Consider the following 18587-nt stretch of genomic DNA (forward strand, 5'->3'; position numbering starts at 1 on the left):
GCCTCGGGGTTCAGCATCGCCGCCGCGGTGGCCAGGTCGGTCTCGGCGCCGGTGGTCAGCGCGTACAGGGCGTACCCGATCGGGGAGGCGTCCCACAGGTGCTTCGCCTGGGCTGCCAGGCCGGGGTGGACGTGCCCGCCCGCCTGCTCGTACGCGGTGAGGGTGGCCTGGAGCATCTCCTCGCCCGCGGCGCCGTACTGGGCGGACAGGTCACGGGCGGGGTCGTCCACGCGGGCGGTGGTCCAGTCCAGGACCCCGGTGATCGTGCCCTCCTCGTCGAACAGCACGTGCGCGGGGTAGATCTCGCCGTGGGTCATCACGGTCTGCTCGGGCCAGCAGGTGTCGTCCTCGAGCCAGGCCTCGGTCAGGGCGGGGGAGACAGTGAATGCCTCGCTCACGCGGGCGACGTCGTCCCGCCACGCCTGACGTACCTGGGCGGAGGTGCGGACCTCGACGCGCGCGGCCTCGGCCTGCTCCGGGGTGATGGAGTGCAGACGGGCCAGCAGACGCCCCAGTCGCTCGGCGTAGTCCGGGCTGGCAGGGTCCATGTGCCAGTTAGGCTCCCCGGCGTCGGTCAGGGTCAGGCCCGGGGCGCCGGGCAGGGCCGGGTAGGCGATCAGCTCGGGGGAGCGGACCTGCCAGTCGGGGACCGCGACGCCGTCCTCGGCCAGGGCGGGGGCGACCAGGTCGAGGATGCGCGTCTCGGCGGCCATGCCCTCGGAGACGTCGGCGCGGCGCGGTACGCGCAGCACCCACCTCTGGCCGGTCGCGTCGGAGGCCATGACGACGCGGTAGTCCAGGCCCGCCTCGTTCACGGTGGCGTCCTGCGCGGACAGGTGCGGGCCGTGGGTGGCGGCCAGAGCGATGACGTCGTCGATCGTGCTCATGGGACCACGTTCTCACCTGCGCCTACGCCACTTCCAGTTTTCTCCCCTCACCAGCCATGCCACCGAGGGGCTGCTCCGGAGCGACACGGCCTACTCCTCAACCATCCTCATTTGCCAGATCAACCTTGCGCTCACCCTGGTTTGCCTGTGGGGAGAGGGCTGTGCAAGCCTCTTACGCCATCTCTCTGAAAGGGCTGGTCGTGACGCTCGGCATGGTTCTCGGCGACTTCTCCTCCCGCGCTTCGACGCGGGAGCGGTAGCCCTGCCTGCCCTGACACTCGCGCCCGTGTTGTAGCACGGGCCGTTTCTCCTGCTCCTCGTCGAAGTGTTCTTCGTGCCCCTGCACGTTCGATCACAAGGAGTACATGGTGTCCACGATGCACTGGACCGAATCCCACACCGCCCGATCCGCCCGCTGGCATTCCGAGAGTGCCACACCGCTTCCCAGCCTGGTCGTTGTCGCGGACGACCGTACGAAGGCCGACACCGCCTACCGGCTGGCCTGCGAAGGTACGGCGCTGCTGTGGCGCGGCGACTCGGGTGCGAGCTGCGTACCGAGCAGGCTGACGCATTCGAGGCCGAGGGACGCGGCGAAGTTCCGCACGAGGGACGACTTGCCGATGCCGGGAGCACCCCGCAGGAAGACGGGGCGCACGGTGGCGAGGCCGAGCAGCAACTCGGGGACGCGGGCGGGCGTGACGGTGACGGTTGCCTGCACGCAGAACTCCTGAAACGGGTGATGCCCGGTGCGCCCGGACTGTTCGATGCGCGCGAACAGTGTGGACGCGCCGGACAGCACGACGCAGCTCGTTTATCGTACGGCGTCCGGACGGGACGCCCCGCCGGCGCGGGATCCGCCGGTTTCCGCGCACTCCCGACCCCGCTGAGCGCGGATGAGGTCGCGGTACCACGCGAAGGACGCCTTCGGGGTGCGGACCTGGGTGTCGTGGTCGACGTAGACGAGACCGAAGCGCTGGTGGAAGCCCTCGGCCCATTCGAAGTTGTCCATCAGGGTCCAGGTGAAGTAGCCGCGTACGTCCACGCCCTGGGCCACGGCGGCGTCGACGGCCTGGAGGTGGGTGTGCAAGTAGTCGATGCGGTCGAGGTCGGGAATGGTGCCGTCCGCGGTGATGACGTCCTTGACCGAGCAGCCGTTCTCGGTGATGTAGACCGGCGGGAGTGCCGGGTAGCGCTCCCCCAGGCCGACGAGCAGTTCCCGTAGACCGTCGGGGACGACGGGCCAGTCGAAGGCGGTGCGGCGGTAGCCCTCAATGGGGGCCTCTTCGAACGGCAGCCCCTCGGACGCCGGTGCCTGGATCCGGGTCGGGTTGTAGTAGTTGATGCCGAGCGCGTCGAGGGGGGCCGAGATCAGTTCGAGATCGCCGTCCCGGATGGAGCCGCCGAGGGTGGCGTCCGCGCCGAAGGCCGACAGGTCGGGGTAGGTGCCCGTGAGGATCGGGTCGTTGAACAGGCGGTTGTGCAGGTTGTCATAGGCCTGCGCGGCGGCGCGGTCGGCGGGAGCGTCCGAGGCGGGCCACACCGGGGTGCAGTTGTTGGCGATCATCACCTGGAGGCCGCGTGCCCGCAGCTCTCTCAGCGCCAGGCCGTGGCCGAGCAGCTGATGGTGGGCGACCGGCAGGCAGTCCAGGAACAGGGTGCGGCCCGGCGCGTGGGTGCCGAGGCCGTAGCCCCAGACCATGTGGATGAACGGCTCGTTGAGTGTGATCCACTTCTGGACGCGGTCGCCCAGCTCGTCGGCCATGATGGCGGCGTACTCGGCGAAGCGGTGCGCGGTGTCGCGGTCCAGCCAGCCGCCGCCGTCCTCGAGGCCCTGTGGGAGGTCCCAGTGGAACAGGGTCGGGACAGGTTCGATGCCGCGTGCGAGCAGACCGTCGACCAGCCGGTCGTAGAAGTCCAGGCCCTGGGGGTTGACCTCACCTTTACCGGTCGGCTGGATCCGGGGCCAGGCGATGGAGAAGCGGTAGCCGGTGAGGCCCGCCTCGGCCATCAGCGCGAGGTCCTCCTCGTACCGGTGGTAGTGGTCGCAGGCCACGTCACCGGTGTGCCCGTCGCGGACTCTATCGGGGCGGGCCGTGAAGGTGTCCCATACCGACGGTCCGCGGCCGTCCTCCTTGGTGGCGCCCTCGATTTGATACGACGCCGTCGAGGCGCCCCAGATGAAGTCCGCGGACAGATGGTCCAGTGTCACGCCCAACCTCCCGAAACATGAGTAGGGCTCATGTTAGTGCGTCCGATGGGATGATGGAAGCGTGAATCGAGATCGCACCGCAGGGACGCTGCGCCGGCTGCCAGTCCAGAAGCGCAGCGCCGAACGCTTCGAACGGCTGCTGGACGCCTGCGCCGAACTCCTGGACGAGGTCGGCTATGCCGCGCTGACCACCAAGGAGGTGGCCCGCAGAGCCGAGGTGCCCATCGGCACCCTTTACCAGTTCTTCTCCGACAGGGAGGGGCTGATCGCCGCGCTCGCCGCCCGCAATCTGGAGACCTTCTTGGAGCGGGTCGCGGCCCGGCTGGAGCGCGAGAAGCCCGAAGACATCTCGGGCATCGTGGATGTGACCGTCGACGAGTTCGTCACCATGCGCCGGACGATCACCGGTTTCGGCGTGGTCGACTTCGGCGCGGCGGGACAGGACCACATCTTGGAGCCGGCCCTGGACAACAACACCGCGGTCGCCGAACGGCTGCGCGCGCTGACAGCCACCCTGACCGGGGTCCAGGGCAACGCCGAACTTGAGATCGCTGTGCGGGTGGCCCTGGAGTGCGCGGACAGCGTGCTGAAACTGGCCTTCCGTACCGATCCGCAGGGCGATTCCCAGCTGATCGCCGAGTGCAAACGAGTCCTTGACAGCTATCTGAACGATCGACTCCGGCCCCCTGGCAACTAGTTTCGCATCAGGCAACGTTCGTCCCGTCGCGACGCCCGGCACGCCCTCTCGCCGCACCGGCCGAAATCCCAAGTACGTCCAGTACGAGGGCTTCCGGCCGGCACACCGAGAGCACGCACCGGACGCGCTCCTTGACGGGCAAACGTCGCCTGCCGCGGCACTGGTTACGAGGTGGTGTTCGAGGCGTGTTTCGCGACCGAAAGCGCGAACGGCTGGGGCCCCTCGGGCGCTGCCGTGGTCACGTCGAGCGAATCACCGACGTGCTGCCGGAGGGCGCCGCCGCGCTCCTGAGCGCTAACGGACGCCCTTGACTCTCCAGACCAGTACCGCGCCCAGCGCGGACATGGCCGCGGAGCAGAGGAAGAGCGAGCGGTATCCCCCCGGACTGCCGAGCACGATCGAGGCGATCGGGGGAGCCAGAACGTAGGGCAGGGAAGTCATCAGGTTGGCCAGGGCCATGTCCTTGCCGCGGTCCGCCGAGGCAGGGAGCACCTCGGTGACCAGGGCGGTGTCGACGGCCAGGTACACGCCGTAGCCCAGGCCCAGGATGACGGCTGCGACCAGCGTCATGGTCCACGTGGGCGACAGCGCGAGTGGGATCGCGGCGACGGCCATCGTGACGCCGCCGAGGAAGACCAGCATGCGGCGCTTGCCCAGCTTGTCGGACAGCCAGCCGCTGAGGACGACCGTCGAGATCGTGGCCAGGCAGTTGACGCCGATCACGATGAGCAGGCCGTCTTCGGTGGACTGACCGGGGAACAACTGCTCGTAGTGCAGGACGTCGTCCAGGAAGTACGGCATGTAGAGCGTGCCCAGGCCGTAGCCCAGCCCCATGATGAACCGGGAACTCATCGCCCAGACGAAGCTGGGGTGCTCGCGCGGGCTGATCCGGTAGCTGTGCAGGAAGGTACGCGGCGAGAACGGCTCGCGGTGCCGGCGGGGGAGCGGCGGGTCCTTCATGGCGGTCGCGAACAGCAGTATCAGCAGCGGCAACGAGGCCATCAGCAGGTACTGCGCGGGGAAGCCCGTGACCAGCCCGAGCAGGAGACCGCCCGCGATCATGCTGCCGGCCTGCGGGACCATGGCCCAGCCCAGCACCACACCGCGCTGTCCGACCGGGACCTGGTCGGGCACCACCGGGGAGAGCCCGGCACCGATGACCATGAAGGAGGCGGACAGCACGAGAGAGCCGAGCGCGACTCCGGCGACCGTCGTCTGGACGCCGATGCAGGCCAGTGCCGCCATGCAGACCAGCGAGCCCGCGATCAGCCACGGTCGGCGGCGGCCGAACCGGCTGGTGGTGCGGTCGCTGAGCGCGCCGGCCAGCGGCGCGATGACTATTCCCGAGATCGCGCCCATCATGCTGACCCAGGCGTAACTGCCGACCTTCCCCGCCGGGTCGATCTGGGCGATCTGCGCGGGCATCAGGAACGTGGTCGGCGCCTGCATCGGGACGAACATCCCGATGTTGGCCAGGACGTACAGGGCGATCCAGCCGGAGCCGACCTTGCGGGTCGGCTCGGCGAGGGCCTCGGGCCGTTCGGGGGCGAGGGTCATCGGGGCACTCTCTTGAGGTGGGTGAGCTCGCTCGTCCAGTCGAAGGACAGCAGCGGCGGGAGACCGTGGCTGAGCAGGACGGCGCCCTCGTGCACGGCGCCGGTGGTCTCGTCCCGGTAGCGGGCGTCGGGGTCAAGGCCCTTCAAGCGGGTACGCGCGGCCGTGCGGGTCAGTGCGGACGGCTGGAACTGGAAGACGACGACCTCGTCCTCGGTGAGGTACTGCACGGCGTGGTGCTCCAAGCGGTACTGGACGCCGCCGTGCACCACGGGCCGGATCCGTTTGTACTGCTCGACCAGCATCCGGGACCACGCCAGATCCTCCTCGCTCCAGTTCCGCAGGTCGCCGCCGATGCCCATCGCCCCGGCCATCGAGACGTGGAAGCGGTACCGGACCGAGGTCGGGCGGGCGGTGAAGCTGTTCGGGCTGTCGGTGACCCAGGCGCCCATGGTCCGGGCGGGCAGCAGCTGGCAGTGTCCGTGCTGGATCGCGACCCGGTCGGCGGCATCGGTGTTGTCGGACGTCCAGACCTGGTCCGCGTAGGCCAGCACGCCCAGGTCGGCCCGGCCACCGCCGCCCGCGCACGACTCCAGGTACAGGCCGGGACGCGCGGCGCGCAGCTGGTCCATCACCTCGTAGACGCCTCGCGTGTGCCCGATCCAGACCCGGTCGGGATCGGCGGCCCCAGGCTGCCCGGCCTCACTGAAGGGCCGGTTCATGTCCCATTTGAGGAAGACGAGGTCCAGCTCGGTGACGGTCCTGACCAGCCATTCGATCGCCCACTCGCGGACGTCGCGGCGGGCGAAGTTGAGCACGTGCTGGTTGCGACGCTGCGTGCGGGTACGGCCGTCCTGGCGGAGGATCCAGTCGGGGTGCGCACGGAAGAGGTCGCTGTCGGGGTTGACCGCCTCGGGCTCGACCCACAGGCCGAAGCCCATGCCCAGCGCGCGGACATGGTCGGCGAGCGGGCCCAGGCCGTCCGGGAAGCGGTCGGGGTTGGGCCACCAGTCGCCGAGCCCGGCCATGTCGCTGGTGCGGGCGCCGAACCAGGCGTCGTCCACGACGAAGACCTCGACGCCGAGACCCGCGGCCAGCTCGGCCAGCTCGGTCTGCTGTTGCTCGGTGATGTCGAACTCGGTCGCCTCCCACGAGTTGAAGATCAGTGGGCGTTCGGCCGGCCGGGCGGGCAGCACCTGGTCTTCGACGTAGGCGTGCCAGCGGCGGCTGGTGCCGCCGAAGCCGTCGGGGGCATACAGCCCGGTGAAGACGGGGGTCTCCAGACGCTCGCCGGGGAGCAGCTTCCAGACCAGACCCTCGTGGCCGAACCCGCCTGTCCAGGAGGCGCGGCCGCAGGGGTCGCGGCGCAGTGTGATCCGGCGGCTGCCGCTCCAGGCCAGGGCCGCGCTCCAGACCTCGCCGTGCTCCTCGGCGGCGTCATGCGCGTCGAGCATCAGCCAGGGTCCGGCGTGCTGTCCCGTGATGCCGAGGCGGCTGGTGAACACGGTCTCCCCGACGGGCACCCGGTCGCGCCGGAGCTGGAACTCCCGGCCCCATTCCCCCACCACATGGCTGACCCGGTAGTCGTCGCGGGCGGGCAGCGTCCAGGCGGCGGAGTCGAACCGCAGGACGTCCACCGGCTCCTTGGCGGTGAGGACGGCCCAGCGCTCGATCTGGTCATGGCCGTCCCGGATCCGGTAGTGCAGGTCGAGACCGAGGGAGCGGACACGGTCGGTGAAGGAGAGTGTGAGCCGGTCGTCCTCGACCGTGTGCGAGACGAACCGCCACTCGAAGCCGCGTACGGCGTCGTCGAACCGGACGATCAGCGACGGCGCCCCGAAGCGCAGGCCGCCCTCGACCGCGTACTCCTCACCGCCGGGGTCGTCGCCACCGGGGTCCTCGGCGGGCAGGTCGGCCGCGATTGCGACGGCCTGCTCCAGGGTCAGGGGCCGGCCCCAGTGCACGTGCCGGGGGACGTCGTCGGCGTCCAGCCGGAAGGCGTAGGAGGTGCCGGGAGTACTCAGGAGCCAGAGGCGGGCTTCGGAGTGGTGAGTGATCACGCGAATCCTTAAATGTGAGCTTGGCTCATGTTCTGTCCATACGTTAGGCAAGCGAGCCCGCAAGGCCAACCCCCTGACGAGGGCTGTCGAAGATCGCTCCAGCGGGGCCCTCGCACGTCCGGGAGGAGGGGCGCCGATTCCGGCCGTCGGGCGTGAGGGTCTCTCGGGGATGGGCGGTGGCCGAATGCGCGGCGCGTGATTCCCCGCGGGCTGCGCGGCGCGGGCTGCGAACGCGCCGGGAAACCGGCCGGGGCCGGCCGGATCAGGAGAGCTGATCCGGCCGGCCCCGGCCGTGGACACCGCCGCACTGGTGCCGTCAGTCGCTATGAGCCCGTCAGTCGCTGTAGACGCCGACCTCTCGGAGCGAGTAGCCCCACTGGGTGCCGCGCTCCAGCCCTTGGACCCGTACATGGCGCGCGCGAGTTCCGGCGAACCGCGCCGTGTCCAGGCCGCCGTCACCGGTGGTCGTGGACCACACCGTCTTCCAGTTCGTGCCGTCTTCCGACAGCTCGACACGGTACGACTTCGCGTACGCCGCCTCCCAGTCGAGGGTGACGCGCTTGACCGGGTTCGTGGATCCGAGGTCGATCCGCAGCCACTGGTCGTCGTTCCACTCGCTGGCCCAGCGGGTGCCCGTGTCGCCGTCCACGGCCCGGCTGGGCGCGAAGCTGACGAACAGGTTCCACCACTCCGACGAGGACGCCGAGGCTGCCGCGCCCGAGGCCAGGTTCTCCCCGGACTTGTGCTTCTCGGAGTTCCCCCAGGTGCGGAGGTAGGATTCGGCGCCCGCGAAGAGGTCGTCCACCACCTTCTGGCCGCCGACGATCCGGATGTCCTCGATCCAGTCCGGGACCATGCCGTAGTGCGCGGCGCCGGTGGTGTTGAAGTCCCATGTGCGCCCGCCGGTGGTCTGCTTGTCGATCACCGAGCCGCCGTCCGTGCTGCGGAAGGGGTATTTCACCGGGTTCGGGGTGTCCCCGCCCCGCGGGCCCGGCCAGCCGCCGACTCCGTTCATGTCGGTGCCGTAGCCGTAGCCGACCCCGTACTTCTCGCGCAGCGCGTCCGTGCGCCTGGCCCCCGCGCTGAACTCCTCGGAGCCGCTCATGTACTGGCCGGCGAATCCGCCGAGCTTGTAGAGCCGCTCGGCCCAGCCCAGGTCCATCCAGCTGTGCGAGGAGATGACGCCCGGGTACGACTCGGATTCCAGGATGTCCAAGGCCCGGCCCGCGGCCTTGACGCTCATGTGGTCGAGCTCCAGCATCATGCCGCGATTCATCATGCCGCGCACCGCGTACTCACCCAGGTCGGTCAGCCCGCGGGTGTTGCACTGCGCGTCCGAGGCGTACGTGGGGACGGACACCCCCGCCGGCAACAGCTTCTCGGCCTCAGGCGCCTTCGCGTTACCGATGGGGTTGTCGTGCTGCGGGCCGCGGCAGGTCTCCGTCTTCCAGAAGGTGCCGGTCGACAGGAACTGGCCCGCGTTGATGGCCGTACCGAGGGCGCCGGAGTCGAAGCGCACCCCGCACAGGGCGTTGTCGAACTTGTGGCACAGGAACATGCTGCGCACACCCAATTCATACAGCTCGTCCAGGCCGCGGTCGATGTCCTCCTTTCCGCACTGTGCGACGTCCAGGATCTGCTTGCAGCCGAACGGCTCGGAAGTCTCGACCCCCAGGACGACGGCCAGCTTGCCCTGCTCGATGACCTCGCGGGCCTGCGTGCTGTCGGTGACGATCCGGAACCAGCCCTTGCCCGGGCCGCCGTACATCTTGTCGATGAAGGCCTGCATGTCGTACGACTTCTGCGCCTCAAGACGGATGGCGGTCATTTCGTCGCAGCCGCGGTCTTTGAAGAAGTAGACCGAGCAGATCACGCCGTTGGTGACCAGGTCGTTGACCAGCACCCGCTGGCCACCGCGCCACGCCCGCTCGATCCAGGCGTAGTAGTTCTGCTGGTGGGTCAGCGAGTCGTGGGCGGGCCAGTCCTTGAATGTGGGCCACCCGTCGGGATCGTGCTTGCCGTCGCCGCCCTTGGTGATGAAGTCGAAGATGGCGAGCGTGCCGTCCGGGTAGTGCTCGGGGCAGTCCTTGAGCGCGTCGGCGACACCCTGCTCCGAGAACGGCTTGCCGCAGATCAGCCGGCCGCCGAAGCCCTCGTTGGACATGATGTGGTCGTGGACGTCGGCGAAGCCCCTGACACGCCCTTGGGCGTCGGTGCCCTTGAAGGGCTCGCCCGTGACGTTGATCTGCGAGTCGGGCGCGGGCCGCGCGGTCGGATTCCACCAGCCGGACTCCGCCGCGGAGCTGGGTATCGGACCGAGCGCCAGGGCCATCGCGGTGAGGAGCAGCAACACCATCGTGAGGGATCTGCGTCTGTGGCGCGGAGGTTGAACCGTGATCATCACATGAATCCTTAAATGTGAGTTGGGCTCATGTTCCGCTCATACGTTAGGCACCCGAGCCCGCAACGCCAACCCCTCGACGAGGGCTGTCGCCCGGAAACGGAGAAGAGCGCGCCACCGGAGACGGGGTGCTCGCACACCCGGGAGCCGGGGTGCCGATTCCGGCTGCCGTTCCGCTCACTGGCATTCCGAGAGCGCAACATCGCCTCCCTGCCGGGTCATCGACGCGGACGACCGCATGAAAGCCGACACGGCTTACCATCTGGCTTGCGAGGGCACTGCCTTGCTGTGGCGAAGCGACTTCCACAACGGACGTCAACTTCTACAAGCGCTGAGCCGCCGTATCGACCGGAAGTCTCCCAGCAAGATGACAGCCCGGCAGAGCTGCCGACCGGGCTGCCCTAATCTTCTGCCGTGGCGAACTGGCGGCGGTCTCTGGGTGATGCGTTCTGGGCTGTGGATCGGGCCCTGGGTGGACAGCAGCGTCCGACTCCGATCCAGAAGTGGGGGGCCCGGCACCCGATCAGTGTCGGTCTCTGTCTGGCCATCCCCTTCGCGCTCTTCTTCCTGATGGTGTCGCCTGAGGACGAAGCCGATAGCCCCCTGCTCGCCGTGCTCGGCGGGCTGATCACGGGACTTCTCTTTGCTCTCACGGCCGGCGCAGAGCGACTCCGGCAGCGCCGGCTCAAGCGTCTGGGAATGTGGGACGGATCCTGAGTAGGGTCAGGAGCGGCGCGGGCGGAGATGTGGGAGAGCAGGAGGAGGGGGGATGTCACGAAATCCGAGGGCCGAGTTCTTCGCCGGCCCGGGTGGGATGTGCTTGAGCATCGTGTTCTATGGGTCGACAGCAGCCAGTAGCGCCACTGCCCCCTGGGTGAGGGTTGTCGCGGCGCTCTTTCTGGTGTTCTGGGTGATGTTGCTGGCGAGGCACCTCTTGCGACGTGCCCGTGGCCGTGCGTCTTCTGAGCACCCGGATGAATCGGTCTCCTGAAGATGCCAACGCTGCGGACGACCCGCTGTCGGTGAGGGAGGTGGGTCGTCGGGGTGGGGGCGGGTTCAACCGGCCGACACCACACGGAGCAGGCATTCTTCGGTTACGCCGAAGGCTTCTACAACCCCCGCGCCACCATTGGGCGAACGGCCAACTCAGCCCAGCCCCGGCCCGCGCCGATACGAGGAGATCGCATGGGCCGGGCCCGCTCCCTCGCAGCGCTGCGGGCGGCCGGGGCCGGAGCGGCGAGGGGCGGACCGGGGCATCAGGGGCGGATCCCGGAGGACCACCGGGGCGGCCCAGGGCACGGACGCGCCGGCTCCGTGCCGCACGGGCCCGCAGGAGCGGTCAGGTGAGATGGCCGCCGTACCGCTTCGTGGCGAGGTGGGTGCAGATCCAGGTGATGAGCCCCATGACCGCCATGTAGGCCGCGATGGGCCACCACTGCTCGCCCGACCAGGCGTACAGGCCGGTCGCGATGAACGGGGACAGACCGCCCGCGAACACTGCGGCGATCTGGTATCCGATCGACACCGCGCTGGAGCGCACCTCCGCCGGGAACAGCGAGCCCATCATCGAGGGCTGCAGCGCGTACATCACACAGGCCACGACGATGGTGACGATCATGGCAATCGTGACGGCCACCATGTTGCCGGTGTTGACGGTGAGGAAGAACGGGAACGCCAGCAGCACCGAAAGCGCCGCCGCGGACAGGTACATCCGCCGTGCGCCGAAGCGGGCCGAAACGGCCCCGAAGTACGGGATCGTCAGGATCTCCACGAACGCCGCTATGAGCGCCGCGTTGAGCAGCGCAGCGCGTTCGAGGCCGAGCGCGGTGGTGCCGTAGCTGAGCAGGAAGACGGTGACGACGTAGAACACGGAGTTCTCCGAGAACCGCATGCCGCCCGCGAGCAGGATGACACGCCAGTGGCCGCGGACCGCGGCGCGCAGCGGCATCGCGACCTGCTTCTTCTCCTTCACCAGCTTCTCGAACTCAGGGGATTCTTCCACCGAGACTCGGATCAGCAGCCCCACGATGACCAGCAGGAAGCTCGCGAGGAACGGGATGCGCCAGCCCCAGGAGAGGAATGCCTGCTCGTCCATGCGGTTGATGAGCACGAAGGCACCCGTCGACAGGATCGTGCCCGCGGGCACGCCCATCTGCGGCATGCTCCCGAAGAACGCCCGGCGGCCCTTGGGCGCGTGCTCGACGGCCATCAGTGCGGCCGCGCCCCACTCGCCGCCGACCCCGAAGCCCTGGACGAGGCGCAGGAGCACCAGCAGGATCGGCGCGGCCACCCCGATCTGCCCGTAGGTGGGCAGCAGGCCGATCGCCGCGGTCGCTGCGCCCATCACCAGCAGCGTCACGACCAGGACTTTCTTACGGCCCAGCTTGTCGCCGAGGCTGCCGAAGACCGCGCCGCCGATGGGTCGGGCGGCGAATCCCACGCCGAAGGTGGCGAACGCCAGCAGCGTGCTGATCAGCCGGTCGCCGGTGGGGAAGAACAGGTCTCCGAAGACGAGCGCGGACGCCGTGCCGTAGAGGAAGAAGTCGTACCACTCGATGCTGGTGCCGATGAAGCTGGCGAAGGCCACCTTGTGGGGTGAGACGGTGCGCCGTGGCGTGTCGTTGGCCGTTCTGGGGGTCGTGTCAGTCATGAGGTCTTCCGCCTTCGCTGGTACGGGCCGCCTTGGTGGGCGAGTCGGGGGTGTGTGGCCAGCGGAAGAATCCCTGGCCGGTCTTCTCGCCGAGATGCCCGGCGGAGACCATGTCGCGCAGGATCCGCGGCGGCTCGAAGCGGGGTCCGAGGGTGGCGGCCAGATGTTCGGCGATGGCGAGCCGTACATCGAGGCCGACCAGGTCGCTCATGCGCAGCGGTCCGACACCGTGCCGGTAGCCGAGTTCCATCCCGGTGTCGATGTCCTCGGGTGTGGCGATGCCCTCCTCGGCGATTCGCATCGCCTCCAGCCCGATCGCCACTCCGAGACGGCTCGTGGCGAAGCCCGGGGAGTCGGCGCAGCGGATCTCCGTCTTGCCGAGGTGGCGCGCCCACGCGGAGGCGGTGGCGACGGCCGCGTCGCTGGTCTGCGGGGTGCGGATCACCTCCAGGAGCGGCGTGGTGGGCACCGGTTGAAAGAAGTGCATCCCGCAGAAACGTTCCGGCTGATCCAGGGCCGCGGCCATCTCCGTGACCGCCAGCGAGCTGGTGTTGGTCGCGAGAACGCCGCCGTCGGCGACCAGCCGTTCGGCCGTCCGCAGGATCTCGGTCTTCAGGACCGGGTCTTCGGGTACGGCTTCGAGGACCATGTCCGCGGGGATGCAGTCGGCGAGGCCGCCGACCACGTGAGCCCGGCCCGCGGTGCCGTCGGGGGAAGCGGCGGCCAGCCGCTCGCGCGCCCGCCGGGCGGACGCGGGATCCGGCTCGACGACCTGGACGGTGTGCCCCTGGGAGACGGCCAGTTCCGCAATGCCCAGGCCCATCTTCCCCGCGCCGAGCACCAGGAGCGTGGCGGCACCGAGGTCCGGGACCGTCGAGGTTTTCCGGTCCGGGGCCGTGGTGGCACCCGTGGCCGCGGTTGCGGCGCCGTCCGTCCCGCCTCCGGGAAGGGCGCCCACGGCGCTCACAGCTTCGGGGCGAGCTGGAGCCCGCCCGCCACGTTGAGCGTCTCACCGGTGATGAAGCCGGCTTCCTGTGACGCGAAGAATGCGACCGCCGAGGCTATGTCCTCCGGCGTCGCGACCCGGCCGAGGGGCGTCATGCGCGCATACCGCTCGAAGTTCTCGCGCCGGGTGTCGCCCATGTCCATGGCGTCGACGAACCCGGTGTCCACGGGGCCGGGGGCCACCACGTTGCACGTCCCGCCGGTCGGGGCCAGGTCCTGCGCCACCGACCGGCACAGGCCCACCATTCCGGCCTTGCTCGCCGAGTAGGCGGGGTTGCCGCCGGCCAGCCACGTGCGTGAGCCGATCATGACGACACGGGCGCGCGGGCTGTCCATCAGCGCCTCCATGGCCGCTGCCGTCACCAGATAGGCGCCACGCAGGTTGATCGCCAGCGTGGCGTCGAACGCCTCAAGTCCGGTGGTGGACATGGTCCCCGGCGGGGCGACGCCCGCGTTGTTCACGACGACGTCGAGGCGGCCGTGGCACCCCAGTACGGCGTCGACACCCGCCCGAACGGCATCCGCGTCCGTGACGTCCAGTCCCACGGCGAACGCGCCGTCGATTCCGGCCGCCGTCCGCTCGGCGGCGGCCAGGTCCCGGTCGCTGACCGCGACGGCGAAGCCGTCAGCGGCCAAGCGGCGGCAGCTCGCGGAGCCGAAGCTCCCCGCCCCTCCCGTGACCATCGCCACGGGGCGCCCCCGCGCCGCAGTCGCTGCTTCGTTCATCTTGTGTCCTTCCCTCATCGAGATCGTCAGGCGGCGTCGATTCCAGCCGCGTTCGCGCTGCGCACCGGCATCACGGCGTACTGCTGCCACCCGGTGACCACCCGGTGGTAACCGGCGAGGAGATCACCGAGTTCCGGCGTCGGGGCGTCCAGCCATAACGGTCCGCCGCCGAGCGCCGCCAGCTTCGCGGGCGTCGCGGCAAGGAGCAGGTCCGCCGGCCGCAGGCGCGCGAGGAACGCCGCGTCCAGCTGCTGGTTTCCGCGCCCCAAGATCATGCCCTGTCCACCCACCGGGGACAGGAGCAGCCGTGGGAGCCGTCCGGCGGTGAGATCCGCCAGGCGCCGGGCGTCCACATCGCGGCCGACCGTCGTCCCGCCGTCCACCACGTCGATCCCGAGCAGGGTGTTGCGCGCCCCGAGGGCACGGGCGGCGGCGGCGACGGTCGTGCCCGGTCCGAGTACCCACAGGTCGTGCTCCCGCATCCGGCGGGCGCACTCGGCGGCGAGCCCCGCGATCCCGGCGGCGTCACCCCCGGAGCGGCCGGCCCCCACCTTGCCGCCCTGCAACCCTGCTGTCCGGGCCGGGACGGGCAGGTGGCCGTGGAGGGATGTGGAGAGCACCCCGGCGCGCCGGGCCTCCTCGTCGTGGTCCACCACCTCCGCCTGGCGGGTCGGCACGGCGCGCCCGGCGCCCGCAGCGCGCAGCACCTCCGCAGCCAGCAGTCCCGCGGTGCGCGGCGAGCGCGCGAACACGCCGGAATGCATCTTCACGCCGCCGGGCACGCCGACGACCGGGGGCAGGCCGTCGGCTCCGGCGGGGCCCGCGGCGCTCCGGTAGACGGCTGCGACGTCCCGTGCGGTACCGTCGCCGCCCGCGACGAGGACGACGTCTACGCCCCGGTCCAGCAGCGCGGTGACGGTGCGCCGGGTGTCCTCGGGGGTTGTCGTGCCCGCCGGAGCCCGGTGGACCACCCCGACACGGCATCCCGCGTCCCGGGCCGTGTCCTCGCCCAGGGCGCCTCCCCCGGTGAGCACCAGGGCGCCGGGCCATGCCTCGATGAGGGCGACCAGCGCGCCCCGGGCCCGCCGCGGTGCGGCCGCGACCGCGCCGCGCTCGCGGGCACGGCGCTGGGTGTCGGCGCCGTCGCTGCCCCGCAGCCCGGCCGGGCCGCCGATGCCCGCGACGGGGTTGACGAGGAGTCCTACGGTCGGCATGCGCTCACCGGTGCTTCGCCTTGGGCGGACGCTGTGGCTGGGGCAGTCCCGCCGGGGCCCGCCAGCGCTCGGGCTCGGGGAAGACCTCGCCCTCGTACTTGCGCCGGTAGGCGCGCCAGGAGGTCGCCCAGGTGTCCGGGTCGCTGACCGCCTCGTCGTCGACGGTGTGGATCGAGCTGCGGTGCGGGGCGGCCCGCACCAGCTCCGGATCGGTCCGGGCCTCGTGGGCGGTCTGCTTGATCGCTGCGACGTACTCGTCGAGTTCGCGCCGGGAGTAGGACTCGGTCGGTTCGAGGGTGACCGGCTCCGGCACCACGTACGGGTGGTGGCTCGTCCAGTAGTGCATGCCGTGGTCGGCCATCCGCGCGCCGATCTCACCGCTGGTGACACCGGTCTCCGCGGTCAGCTCCGCCCAGCTGTAGCGCACCTGCTCGATGCGGTGCTGTCCTTGTGCGTACGGCACGGAGAGACCGTCGACGTCGGCGAGCGAGGCCAAGACGTAGTTGTTGTTGACGATCGCGGTCTCGGCCACCTTCCGCAACCCCTCGCCGCCGAGCGCCCTGGCCCACGCGTAGGCGCGGACCAGGTTGGGCACGACGCCGTAGAAGGGGCGGACGGAGGCCGTTGCCGTGGTGTCGCCGTCCTCCCAGCCGAGCCCGTCCGCGCCGCGCACCAGGCGCGGGCCCGGCAGGAACGGGGCGAGATCGTCCGTCGCGCCGATCGCGCCCGCCGCAGGACCACCGCAGGCGTGCGGTGTGGAGAACGTCTTGTGCAGGTTGAAGTGGCACAGGTCGAAGCCCGCGTCGCGGGCCCGGGTGATCCCGAGGAGACCGTTGGCGTTCGCCTGGTCGTACACGCAGACCCCGCCGACCGCGTGCACGGCCTCGACGTACTCCGTGATCCGGGGGTTGAAGATGCCCGTGTCCTCGGGGTTGGTGATGAACAGGGCCGCGGTGCGCTGCGAGACGGCTCCGCGCAACGCGTCGAGGTCGGGGAACCCCGTCTCGTCCGGATAGAGGGTGATGACCTTGTATCCGGCGGTCCGAGCAGTCGCCGCGTTGGACGGGTGGGAGAAGATCGTGGTGATGATCTCGTCCCGCTGCTCGTGCTCGCCGCGGGCCCGGTGGTACGCCTGCACCGTCTTGACGTTGGCGTAGATCGCCGCGGACCCGGCACCCGCCTGGAGGCAGACCGCGTCCATGCCGGACACCTCGCGGAGGATGTCCTGGAGCCCGGCGAGGATCTCCAGCACGCCCTGGACGGTGGACGGGTGCTGGAGCGGGTGCAGCCGGGCGCTGCCCGGCGCGGAGACGAACCGCTCGTTGGCCTTCGGGCTGTATTTCATGGTGCAGGTGCCCTGGCCGATGTCGACGTTGAGGTCGGCGCCGAGGGTCTCCTGCGACAGGCGGAGGTAGTGCCGCAGCACCTGCGACTGCCCGACACGAGGCAGGGTGGGCACGTCCGCGCGCCGTACCGCCTCCTCCGGGGCATCGGCCAGGGCGGCGGCGAGAGCGTCGTCGGTACCGGGGACCGCGATCCCGCGGTGGCCCTGGTCGTCGAGTTCGAAGATGACGGGTTCGTCCCACCGGGGGGCGTGGTAGTCGCGCCGCAGTCCCTTGCGCGCCTGCCACCGGCCGTCCGCGGCACCGGCCGGGGCGGCCCTGCCGGCGGACTCGTCATGGATGGTCGCCCGGTCGGTCATCGCAGGATCTCCTTCAGCTCGCCGGCCAGCCGGTCGATGTCGGCGGCCGTGTGCTTCTCCGTCACGCAGACGAGGGCGGTCCCGCCGTCCCCCGGTCCGCCGGTACCGGGAAGGAGCGACGACGGCAGCTCGGCGCCGCCGAAGATCCCGCGCTCCCGCAGCAGCGCGTCGACCTCGGCGACGGTGCGGCCCGGGTAGCGGACGGCGAACTCGCGCCAGTGCGGGGCGTCGGCGTGCAGCACCTCGGCTCCGGCCTCGGCGAGGCTGCGCATCGCGTACCGGGTGCGGGACGCGACCCCGGCCCCGAGCTCGGCCATGCCACCGGGTCCCATCAGGGAGAGGTAGACGCCGGCCGTGATGCCCCACAGGGCGGCGGCCGTGCCCACCCACTCGATGCCCTCCTCGCGGCGGGCGAGGGAGGTGCGCTCGTAGGCGACATCGCAGAACCCGAGCTCGCCCGCCTTCCGGGTCGGCGCGAGGCCGAAGAGCCGGGAGGGGAACTCGAAGACGAACCGCTCGTCGTCGTGGGTGGCGATGAATCCCCCGTGCGCCCCGCCGTAGTGGAGCCCCAGGCCGAGGGACTGGATGTCGCCGCAGACGATGTCCGCGCCCCAGCGGGCCGGCGGGTCCACGAAGCCGAGGGCGAGCGGGTCGGTCCCGCACACCACGATCGCACCGGCGCGGTGCGCTGCAGCCGCGATCTCACGGGCGTGCTGCTCCAGGACGCCGTAGGCGTTGGGCGTTTCCAGGTAGACCGCGGCGACCTCGTCGCCGAGGCGCGCGGCCACCTCCTGAGGCCGTGTCAGACCGGTGGCGGGGTCGACGGGGAGCATGTCGACCGCGAGGACGCCGTCCAGGTAGCCCTCGATCTTGCCGAGCTTGTCCGGAAGCGTTGCCCCCGTCACCAGCACCCGCGAGCGTCCGGTGATCCGCCCCGCCATCCGCAGGCCGGTCGCGGCGGCCTGGAAGCCGTCGTAGGTGGGGACGTTGACGACATCCATCTCCAGGAGTTCCGCCATCAAGGAGACGTACTCGAAGAGGGCCTGCCACTTGCCGTGGTCCTCATAGGCCTCGCCGGCGTAGGCGGTAAGGAACTCGGCGCGGCCGTTGATCTCGCCACAGACCGCGGGGACCCAGTGGTCGTAGCAGCCCATGCCGAGGAACGACAGGTTCTCATCGACGGTGGCGTTCCGGCCGAGCAGGCCCATCATGTGGCGGGACAGCTCGTACTCGCTGGTCAGCGGTGGCCCGATATCGAGCGGGCGGCTCATGCGCAGCTGCGCGGGGATCGAGGCGAGGAGTTCGTCGACGTCGGCGACGCCGATCACCTTGAGCATCTCGCGCTCGGTGTCCGTCGCTGCGTTGGGGATGTACGGGTGTGCGGGTGGTGCGCCCATCTGTGTGCCGTGCCTTTCGCGGTCCCAAGTGGGTGACCCGAGAAGTCAGCCACAGCTTCCCGCCGGTCCGACCTGTACAGAGCAG

General features: G+C 70.4%; 13 protein-coding genes and 2 pseudogenes. 3 read left to right on the top strand and 12 right to left on the bottom strand.

Annotated elements, in window-relative coordinates:
• Positions 1 to 887, bottom strand: an 887-nt coding sequence (locus ACIHCL_RS32500; protein WP_399867664.1) for a macrolide 2'-phosphotransferase, incomplete at its 3' end; no start/stop codon positions are given.
• 365 nt (positions 888 to 1252) lie between these two features.
• Between ACIHCL_RS32500 and ACIHCL_RS32505 the strand changes: the two are divergent.
• Positions 1253 to 1423 (top strand): annotated as a pseudogene (locus tag ACIHCL_RS32505) (methyltransferase); the annotation flags it as partial.
• Here ACIHCL_RS32505 and ACIHCL_RS32510 read toward each other — a convergent pair.
• Together ACIHCL_RS32510 and ACIHCL_RS32515 are read right to left on the bottom strand one after the other, a co-directional pair.
• Positions 1423 to 1605, bottom strand: a pseudogene (locus tag ACIHCL_RS32510) (MoxR family ATPase); the annotation flags it as partial. The pseudogenes ACIHCL_RS32505 and ACIHCL_RS32510 sit on opposite strands and share 1 nt — an antisense overlap.
• A 93-nt stretch (positions 1606 to 1698) precedes the next feature.
• Entirely contained in the window at positions 1699 to 3096 is a 1398-nt protein-coding gene (locus tag ACIHCL_RS32515) for a GH1 family beta-glucosidase (RefSeq protein WP_399867666.1), read from the bottom strand.
• Positions 3097 to 3157: 61 nt separating this feature from the next.
• On the opposite strand from ACIHCL_RS32515, the gene ACIHCL_RS32520 reads away from it, so the two are divergent.
• The gene (locus ACIHCL_RS32520; RefSeq protein ID WP_399867667.1) at positions 3158 to 3793 is read left to right on the top strand and encodes a TetR/AcrR family transcriptional regulator; all 636 of its coding nucleotides are present in this window, start codon (positions 3158 to 3160) and stop codon (positions 3791 to 3793) included.
• A 294-nt stretch (positions 3794 to 4087) separates the two neighbouring features.
• Here ACIHCL_RS32520 and ACIHCL_RS32525 read toward each other — a convergent pair whose 3' ends face one another.
• The 3 genes from ACIHCL_RS32525 to ACIHCL_RS32535 all read right to left on the bottom strand — a co-directional run bounded on the left by ACIHCL_RS32525 (position 4088) and on the right by ACIHCL_RS32535 (position 9763).
• Positions 4088 to 5350: an MFS transporter gene (locus ACIHCL_RS32525; protein WP_399867669.1), complete on the bottom strand. Its 1263-nt coding sequence runs from the start codon at positions 5348 to 5350 to the stop codon at positions 4088 to 4090.
• Complete coding sequence (locus tag ACIHCL_RS32530) at positions 5347 to 7407, bottom strand: alpha-galactosidase (RefSeq protein ID WP_399867671.1); 2061 nt, start codon at positions 7405 to 7407, stop codon at positions 5347 to 5349. The genes ACIHCL_RS32525 and ACIHCL_RS32530 overlap by 4 nt, the downstream gene beginning before the upstream one ends.
• Positions 7408 to 7741: 334 nt before the next feature.
• Positions 7742 to 9763, bottom strand: a complete 2022-nt coding sequence (locus tag ACIHCL_RS32535) for a discoidin domain-containing protein (protein ID WP_399867751.1) — start codon at positions 9761 to 9763, stop codon at positions 7742 to 7744.
• A 459-nt stretch (positions 9764 to 10222) separates the two neighbouring features.
• On the opposite strand from ACIHCL_RS32535, the gene ACIHCL_RS32540 reads away from it, so the two are divergent.
• Positions 10223 to 10525: a hypothetical protein gene (locus ACIHCL_RS32540; protein WP_399867673.1), complete on the top strand. Its 303-nt coding sequence runs from the start codon at positions 10223 to 10225 to the stop codon at positions 10523 to 10525.
• A 622-nt stretch (positions 10526 to 11147) separates the two neighbouring features.
• Here ACIHCL_RS32540 and ACIHCL_RS32545 read toward each other — a convergent pair.
• Genes ACIHCL_RS32545 through gcvPA form a run of 6 tightly spaced genes read right to left on the bottom strand, consistent with a single transcriptional unit; the run spans position 11148 to position 18502 of the window.
• Positions 11148 to 12458 carry an MFS transporter gene (locus ACIHCL_RS32545; protein ID WP_399867675.1) on the bottom strand — a complete coding sequence of 437 codons (1311 nt, stop codon included), beginning with the start codon at positions 12456 to 12458 and terminating at the stop codon, positions 11148 to 11150.
• The gene (locus tag ACIHCL_RS32550; RefSeq protein ID WP_399867676.1) at positions 12451 to 13416 is read right to left on the bottom strand and encodes a 3-hydroxyacyl-CoA dehydrogenase family protein; all 966 of its coding nucleotides are present in this window, start codon (positions 13414 to 13416) and stop codon (positions 12451 to 12453) included. Before ACIHCL_RS32550 ends, ACIHCL_RS32545 begins: the two co-directional genes overlap by 8 nt.
• Positions 13417 to 13421: 5 nt before the next feature.
• On the bottom strand, positions 13422 to 14189 hold the full coding sequence (locus tag ACIHCL_RS32555; RefSeq protein WP_399867678.1) for an SDR family NAD(P)-dependent oxidoreductase: 768 nt from the start codon (positions 14187 to 14189) through the stop codon (positions 13422 to 13424).
• Positions 14190 to 14215: 26 nt separating this feature from the next.
• The gene (locus ACIHCL_RS32560) at positions 14216 to 15403 is read right to left on the bottom strand and encodes an ATP-NAD kinase family protein (protein ID WP_399867680.1); all 1188 of its coding nucleotides are present in this window, start codon (positions 15401 to 15403) and stop codon (positions 14216 to 14218) included.
• A gap of 4 nt (positions 15404 to 15407) precedes the next feature.
• A complete protein-coding gene (gene gcvPB / locus ACIHCL_RS32565; protein ID WP_399867681.1) occupies positions 15408 to 17105 on the bottom strand; it encodes an aminomethyl-transferring glycine dehydrogenase subunit GcvPB in 1698 nt (565 codons plus the stop codon).
• Entirely contained in the window at positions 17102 to 18502 is a 1401-nt protein-coding gene (gene gcvPA / locus ACIHCL_RS32570) for an aminomethyl-transferring glycine dehydrogenase subunit GcvPA (protein ID WP_399867682.1), read from the bottom strand. The genes gcvPB and gcvPA overlap by 4 nt, the downstream gene beginning before the upstream one ends.
• Between the last annotated feature and the right edge of the window lie 85 nt (positions 18503 to 18587).

Source organism: Streptomyces sp. NPDC052042, assembly GCF_044548345.1.
Classification (GTDB): Bacteria; Actinomycetota; Actinomycetes; order Streptomycetales; family Streptomycetaceae; genus Streptomyces.

Coding starts and splice junctions, on each gene's coding strand:
- ACIHCL_RS32525 (WP_399867669.1), bottom strand. CDS start 5,350: ATGACCCTCGCCCCCGAACGGCCCGAGGCCCTCGCCGAGCCGACCCGC.
- gcvPB (WP_399867681.1), bottom strand. CDS start 17,105: ATGACCGACCGGGCGACCATCCATGACGAGTCCGCCGGCAGGGCCGCC.
- ACIHCL_RS32545 (WP_399867675.1), bottom strand. CDS start 12,458: ATGACTGACACGACCCCCAGAACGGCCAACGACACGCCACGGCGCACC.
- ACIHCL_RS32555 (WP_399867678.1), bottom strand. CDS start 14,189: ATGAACGAAGCAGCGACTGCGGCGCGGGGGCGCCCCGTGGCGATGGTC.
- gcvPA (WP_399867682.1), bottom strand. CDS start 18,502: ATGGGCGCACCACCCGCACACCCGTACATCCCCAACGCAGCGACGGAC.
- ACIHCL_RS32535 (WP_399867751.1), bottom strand. CDS start 9,763: ATGGTGTTGCTGCTCCTCACCGCGATGGCCCTGGCGCTCGGTCCGATA.
- ACIHCL_RS32560 (WP_399867680.1), bottom strand. CDS start 15,403: ATGCCGACCGTAGGACTCCTCGTCAACCCCGTCGCGGGCATCGGCGGC.